Raw genomic sequence first — 6,897 nt, 5'->3', positions numbered from 1 at the left:
CGAGGCCGATGTGCGGCACTGTCGAGGCCGATGTGCGGCCCGGCCGAGAGGAGGGCCGGTGATCTCGCCGACCACCGTCAACCGGACAACGGCGGTTCCCGGGACGTGTTCGTCCCGGACCCATGAGGTGACGAACCAGCCTCCGCCCCTCGTGGGGCACGATGCGGCGGCCGATCCGGCGCTGCTGGCGGCCCTCGCGCGGGAGGGGGCCGGCTGGCATATGGACGATCTGCACCGACTCGGTCGGTTGGCCGGCAGCGAGGAGGCCGCCCGCCAGGCCGACGAGGCGAACAGGTTCCCGCCGCAACTGCGCACTCATGATCGTTACGGGTTTCGCGTTGACGAGGTGGACTTCCATCCCTCCTGGCATGCCCTGATGGAGGTCGCGGTACGGGAGGGCTTGGCCGGGGCGCCGTGGGCCGACCCGCGTCCCGGCGCCCATGTCGCCCGCGCCGCGGACATCCTGGTCTGGGGCACCGTCGAGCAGGGCCATCTGTGCCCGGTGTCGATGACCTACGCCGTGGTGCCGGCGCTGCGCGCCGCCCCGGAGCTCGCCGCCCGCTACGAACCGTTGCTGACCAGCCGCGTCTACGATCCGGGTCTGCGCCCACCCGAGGGCAAGGCCGGCCTGCTGGCGGGCATGGGCATGACGGAGAAGCAGGGTGGCTCGGACGTCCGTGCCAACACGACGACGGCGACGCCGGCGGGCGACGGGACCTATCGGCTGCGGGGGCACAAGTGGTTCACCAGCGCCCCGATGAACGACGTCTTCCTGGTCTTGGCCCAGGCCCCCGGTGGCCTGTCCTGCTTCTGGGTGCCACGGGTGCTTCCGGACGGCGTCCGCAACACCTTTCGCATCGCGCGGCTGAAGGACAAGCTCGGTAATCGCAGTAACGCCAGCGGCGAGCCGGAGTTCGACGACACGGTCGGTTGGCTGGTCGGCGAGGAGGGCGCAGGGGTCCGGGCCATCATCGAGATGGTGGCGATGACCCGGCTCGACTCCAGCCTCGGCTCGGCGGCGGGGATGCGTGCGGCCGTCATGGCGGCAGCCCACCACGTGCGTCACCGACGCGCGTTCGGGAGACCGCTCATCGATGCTCCGTTGATGCGCAATGTGCTCGCCGATCTCGCCCTGGAGTCCGAGGCCGCGACGACCCTGGTGCTCCGGGTGGCGGGCGCGGTCGACCGGGCGGCCCGTGGCGATCGTCAGGAACAGGCGTTCGGACGGTTGGCGATCGCCGTCGCGAAGTACTGGGTGTGCAAGCGTTCCCCGGCGCTGGCCGCCGAGGCGCTCGAATGCCTGGGGGGCAACGGCTACGTGGAGGAGTCCGGGATGCCGAGGCTCTACCGCGAGGCGCCGCTGAACGGCATCTGGGAGGGCTCGGGCAACGTCAACGCGCTCGACGTGCTGCGCGCGCTCACCCGGGAACCGGCCAGCTTCGCCGCCTTCGCCACGGAGATCGACGCGGCGCGTGGCGCGGACCGCAGGCTGGACGCGGCCTGGGCCCGGTTGCGCGCTGTCCTGGACCGGTCCAAGGACGCGGAGTTCGCCGCCCGGCGCATCGTTGAGCGACTTGCCGTCGTCCTGCAGGGCTCCTTGCTGGTGCGCTACGCCCCGAGCGCCGTGGCCGACGCGTTCTGCGCCACGAGAGTCGCCGGTGAGGGGGGACTGGCCTTCGGTACCCTGCCCGATGCCGCTGATGTGCCAAATATTCTCGGCAGAATTCCACCGATGGGCGCCTGAGATGATTCGCTCGGTGTTTCCTGACCTTGGCGGATAGGTACTAGAAACTCTCCGTAATCAATGCTGCGCCATCGGGTGGGGGATGTGCCCCTAGGGTGGAGACTGACTGCGCCCTGGAGGGTTCCATGGTGTTCTTCTGCTTGGCTGTCGCCGGGCTGATATTGATCGCGGGCGCGCTCGGCCTGGTGCGGGGACGCGCGGAATGGGCGTGGATCCCCAACCGCCGTACGGCCGGCGCGGTTGCCGGTGCGGGATCCGCGGCGCTCGTCGCTTTCGGGCTGCTCGCATCCCGAGGAGTCGGGGTCGGCGACGGCAACGATCCGGACCTGCCCGTGAGCCAGGCTGTCCTGCCCGCACCGACTCCCCCATCACCGTCCACGCCAGCATCGCCACTTTCAGTGCTATCCGCGACGTCCGTCGAGCCCGGGTCCACGTTGCCCGCGGACACCGACGCGGATCGGGACCTGGCTGCGGACAGGGCCGCACGTCGTCCGGCGCCGTCCGATGACCGCGGCGGACCCCAGCAGTCGCGTCCTCCCACATGGGACACCTGGCCGCCGTGGGCGTCGCCCGCGGACAGCCGGTCGTCGGGGACGTTGCAGCTAGGGACGTTGCCGGTGGAGACGTCGCCGGCGCCGACGCTGCCGTCTGCTACGTCCTCGCCGGGGACGTCGCCGCCGGGGACGTCGCCGGCGGGGACGTCGCCGCCGGGAACCCGGCCGACGGGAACCCCGCCGCCGGCGCATGGTCGGCCCGACACCCGCCCGGACGACCGGGGAACCGCCGGGGACGACCGGGGAACCGCCGGGGACGACCGGGGAACCGCTGGCGGTCGCGGAACCGCCGGTCAGAAGTCCGACGGGCGCGACCATGCCGGGTCCGACCGACATGCCGGGTCCGACCGAGGAGCCGAGAGCGCGGCCCCGACACCACGCGACGGCGGTCGCCCCTCACCCGGATCACCTGGATCGAGTGATACGGGTCGTGGCGCGGGGGCATCGCGGCAACCGAGGGAACCGGGGGATCGGTCCGTCTCTAGGCCGGCGAGTGGACCCTCGGCGAGTGGACCGTCGGCGAGCGGGGCGGGGTCGCCGTCCGCTCCGCCGCGCACGAACGAGGGCTCGCCCAGGGCGACCGGACAGCCGGTCGGCTCGGCCCGGCCGGCTGTCGCCGCCGGGCCGGCGGACGGATGATCGTTCTCGCTCGAGGTTGTCGGCTGCCGCGCTTTTCCGGGTACACGGAGGGCGACACGACGTTCTGGTATTCGTCTCGTTACTTTCAGTGAGTTACGGTTCGGGTTCTCGTGCTGATGCTGAGACCTGGGGGCCCCGATGGCGGCGGTTGCGATGATCATCGCTCTGCTTGCGGTGATGGTGATGCTGATCGGTGTCACAGGCATCCTGCGTGGGCGGGTCGGCTGGGCCGGAATTCTGGACCGGCGGCGAAGCGGCGCGGTCGCGGCGGCTGGATTCACGGTCGCGGTCATCGCCTTCGGGCTCGCCGCGCCCGGCGGGCCCACCCCGGGCGACGTGCTGATCCAGGCCGATCGACCGTCGTCCGATCGGCTCGTCCGGGCCAGGACTGATGACGATCGGGACGACGACCGGTGGGCGGGCCGCCGCGAGCAGAGCCGATCGTCCTTCCCCACCCGGTCCACCTACCCCGACCCCGTCCACCCCGTTCCCGGCGTCCCGGGAACGGACGGAGCACGGACGTTGCCACGCCTCGTCGCCCCTTCCGGCGATCCGGATTCCGCCGGGGGCCCGACCGCACCTTTCGTCGAATCACGGCCCCCGTCTTCGCCCACGCGCCCGCCGTCGGCCGACGGCGGGCGGCGGGTGTCATTGGTTCCACCCGTCGCATCGGATCGGGCGGATGCCTTCGGACCCGAGCCGGGGGACAGGAGACTGCTCCCTTCGGTGCCCAGCCGCCGGACCGCGCCGCGTCCGTCGTCGAACCCGTCGGAAGCGCGGCCGTCCGGCGGACTGCTCCCCGCGCCCGCGGGCGGGTCGGTCGATCCCGGACCGCCCGCACAGGCCGGTCCGACGGGGGGCGGCAGGGCGGACGGCCGGGGCGACGACTGCGGCCCGGCGACGGGTCCCGGACCGATTGTGGTGATTCCCGATCTGTTCGGCTCCAAGCAACAGGCTGATGCCGCGATGTGCGCGGATCCCTGAGCGGGTCCGGCGTTTCAACCCGCCGGTGTGGGACCGGCGCGGCTGGCCGCGACCAAGGCGACGACCGAGGGGCGAGCCGAAGCACTTTTGTCTCCACCGGCCCGGTTCGCATTGTCGCCTACCCGATAATGTACCGCCGTGCCTATTCCTTATCCCGTTCTCGCTCAGGCGACACCGCCGCCGCTGCCGATCGCCTCGAACACTGCCCTACAGAAATCCGTAAATCTTAACCCGTCGAATGAACTGCATTATTCCAACATCTTGTCGCCGTTGGTTGTTCTGATTATGGTTGTTGCTGGCCTGCTGCTGCTGCATGGACTCCGCGCCGGTGTGCGTCCCTGGGCTCGACGCCGCGTCCTCACGGCCGGGGTCCTCACGGCCGGCGGTGTTGTGGCCAGGGCTGTTGTGGCCAGGGCTGTTGTGGCCAGGGCTGGCATGGCTGATCGGGCGCCGTGCGCCGGTATCCCGGTGGAAGGCCCCGGCGCCGGGGGCGTGCCGGCAGATGACGTCGTGACCGCCCCCGGACGTCAACGACGCGATCAGAGCGGGGACCACTCCTGGGCCTGGATGACGAGTCCGGACCAGTCCGCGCCCTGGCTGCGGGCGCGTTCGGCGAGAAAGAGGATTCCGTTCGACAGCCAGCTGCTCGGCCGCACGGCGGATGCGGCGAGCGCTCTGGTCGCGAGGATCTCGGCCTTGTCCAGCTCGCGTGCGCGCATCGCCGCGGATGCCTGGTAAAGGCGGACGGCGGCGAGAGCACCGGACGCCCGGGAACGGTCGAACAGTTCGGCTGCCTCGCTCAGCCGCTCATTTCCCTCGTCCAATGCGCCGGCGGCGACGAGTGCCGCACCGCCGAATGTCGGCAGATACCCAGGATGGATACCGTCCAGGCTGTAACCCACCGCACCTGCCGGGAGCTTTGCCGCGACCGATCCCGCTGAGCGCAGCACGGCGACGATATCGTCGGTAGGCAGGTGGCACGCGGCCATGATGTGCGCCTCGGTGGTCATCGCCAGGACCGCGGTGTGCGCGTGTGGTGCCGTGGCCTGGGCCGCCCGCGCCAGCGCCAACCCGTCGCGGGTGCTCTGGAAGGAATAAGCGGCGAGTTCAGCCAACACGACTCCGGCGTGGGCGGCGGTCGTCGCGTCTCCTACATGTTTCGCGAGGACGAGCGCCGCCCGCGCCGAGACTGTGGCCGGCCTGGCCATGCCGTTGTCACCCTGTGCCACGGAGGTCATGAGAAGAATCCGGCCATGCGCTCGTATCCAGTCCCGGCGCAGGGCTGAGCCCAACCGCCATCGGCCGATCGTCCGCGCATGGTGCTCCAGCGTCGCGAGGCGCTCGACCAAGTCGGCCGGCGCGGTGGTCTCCCAGCGGCGGGCGAGGGACTCCAGACCGGCCTCGACCTGGTGTAGCGCTGCGCGGCTGTCCATCGCCGAGGATGTCATGTCGACCGCCTCGGCGGCTCCGAGGACACCGAGTAGCGCGCTCGTGGTAAGGATCGTTCGGCGGTCCGTCGATGCGTCCATGTGGTACTCCTGACGATCGCGACCTGGCGGACTGGGCACATGTCCGGCGTATGCGCACGCGCAACCATTGCTGTTCTCCGCCCGAGGGTCTCGACACAGTAAGGTCACGGTAACCGGGTACGGGGCGCTATGTCGCCGCCGCGGGTTAAGGTTTGGACTTTTTTCGCTGGTTCGCCCTTCCGTACCGGACGCGTGCGCCAGAAGCCACCACTCCCGAAACCGGGGCCGGGCTACGCGGATCCGTCGGAAAGCCCGCGCAGCGCCTGGTGCAGATCGGCGACGAGGTCGTCCACTGATTCGATCCCGACCGAGAGCCGAACGAGGTCCGCGGGTACCGCGAGCGGCGAGCCCTCCACCGAGGCATGGGTCATGCTCGCCGGATGTTCGATCAGGGATTCCACCCCACCCAACGACTCGGCGAGAGTGAACAGCCTGGTCCGGCCACATGCCGCCACGGCCGCCTGGGGGCCGGCCCGAAGGGTGAACGAGACCATTCCCCCGAAGTCGCGCATTTGCTTCGCGGCGATGTCGTGACCCGCATGGCCGGTCGAACCCGGGTAGCGGACGGCCCCGACAGCGGGGTGCGTGGCGAGCTCGGCCGCGATACGCCGAGCGTTGTCGCAGTGCCGGTCCATCCGAACGGGGAGCGTCTTGACACCGCGCAGTACCAGCCAGCTGTCGAAGGGGCCGGCGACGGCGCCGGCCGCGTTCTGCAGGAACCGTAGCCGGGCGCCCAGGTCCGGATCGCCGACCACGAGCGCGCCGCCGACGACATCGCTGTGGCCACCGAGATACTTCGTCGTGGAATGCACCACCGCGTCCGCCCCCAGGGTCAGTGGCTGCTGCAGGTAGGGCGAAGCGAACGTGTTGTCGACCGTCAGCAGCGCCCCCGCGTCATGCGCCAGCGACGAGAGAGCGACGATGTCGGCGATGGACAGCATGGGATTGGTCGGGGTTTCGCACCACACCAGTCGCGTGGTGCCCGGACGGATCGCGACTCGCACCGCATCGAGGTCGGTGAGATCGATGCTGGTGTGGTCGACGCCCCAGTCGGCGAGCACCCGGGCGATGAGCCGGTAGGTGCCGCCATAGGCGTCCGCCGGGATGATGACGTGGTCTCCGGGCCGGCAGACGGTTCGCAGCAGGGCGTCCGCCGCCGCCATGCCGGAGGAGAAAGCGAGGCCGACCGTCCCGCGTTCCAGTGCGGCGAGGCAGGTCTCCAGCGCGGTACGGGTCGGATTCGCCGAACGACTGTACTCGTAACCGCTCCGAAGCCCACCCACGCCATCCTGGGCGAACGTCGAGGACTGGTGGATCGGCGTCACCACCGCTCCCGTGACGGGATCGGGCTCCTGGCCGGCATGGATCGCGATGGTCTCGAATCCCTCAGCGGGCTGCTCCATATGCATGACGCCACGCTAGGGCGTTCTCGATGATCGGTGCCGAT

Annotated in this window: 4 protein-coding genes; 2 read left to right on the top strand and 2 right to left on the bottom strand. The window is 70.5% G+C overall.

Annotation, left to right across the window (positions count from 1 at the left end):
• The first annotated feature begins 58 nt into the window (after window positions 1–58).
• On the top strand, window positions 59–1,744 hold the full coding sequence (locus tag BMG523DRAFT_RS08480) for an isovaleryl-CoA dehydrogenase (protein WP_011434834.1): 1,686 nt from the start codon (window positions 59–61) through the stop codon (window positions 1,742–1,744).
• Window positions 1,745–3,075: 1,331 nt separating this feature from the next.
• Window positions 3,076–3,921, top strand: coding sequence for a hypothetical protein (locus tag BMG523DRAFT_RS24340; protein ID WP_043590833.1), 846 nt, complete (start codon window positions 3,076–3,078; stop codon window positions 3,919–3,921).
• A 539-nt stretch (window positions 3,922–4,460) separates the two neighbouring features.
• On the opposite strand, the gene BMG523DRAFT_RS08470 is transcribed toward BMG523DRAFT_RS24340, so the two are convergent.
• On the bottom strand, window positions 4,461–5,450 hold the full coding sequence (locus tag BMG523DRAFT_RS08470) for a hypothetical protein (protein WP_023840845.1): 990 nt from the start codon (window positions 5,448–5,450) through the stop codon (window positions 4,461–4,463).
• A gap of 230 nt (window positions 5,451–5,680) precedes the next feature.
• Entirely contained in the window at window positions 5,681–6,859 is a 1,179-nt protein-coding gene (locus BMG523DRAFT_RS08465) for a cystathionine gamma-synthase (protein ID WP_011434839.1), read from the bottom strand.
• Window positions 6,860–6,897 lie beyond the last annotated feature (38 nt).

The sequence above is a fragment of the Frankia sp. BMG5.23 genome (assembly GCF_000685765.2).
Taxonomy (GTDB): Bacteria; Actinomycetota; Actinomycetes; order Frankiales; family Frankiaceae; genus Frankia; species Frankia casuarinae.
Note: the sequence above shows the minus strand (reverse complement) of the source record. Positions and strands in the feature narration are given on the sequence as shown.

What these genes read in the sequence shown, in the direction of transcription:
- BMG523DRAFT_RS24340 (WP_043590833.1), top strand. Translation starts at nt 3,076, where the DNA reads ATGGCGGCGGTTGCGATGATCATCGCTCTGCTTGCGGTGATGGTGATG.
- BMG523DRAFT_RS08470 (WP_023840845.1), bottom strand. Translation starts at nt 5,450, where the DNA reads ATGGACGCATCGACGGACCGCCGAACGATCCTTACCACGAGCGCGCTA.
- BMG523DRAFT_RS08465 (WP_011434839.1), bottom strand. Translation starts at nt 6,859, where the DNA reads ATGCATATGGAGCAGCCCGCTGAGGGATTCGAGACCATCGCGATCCAT.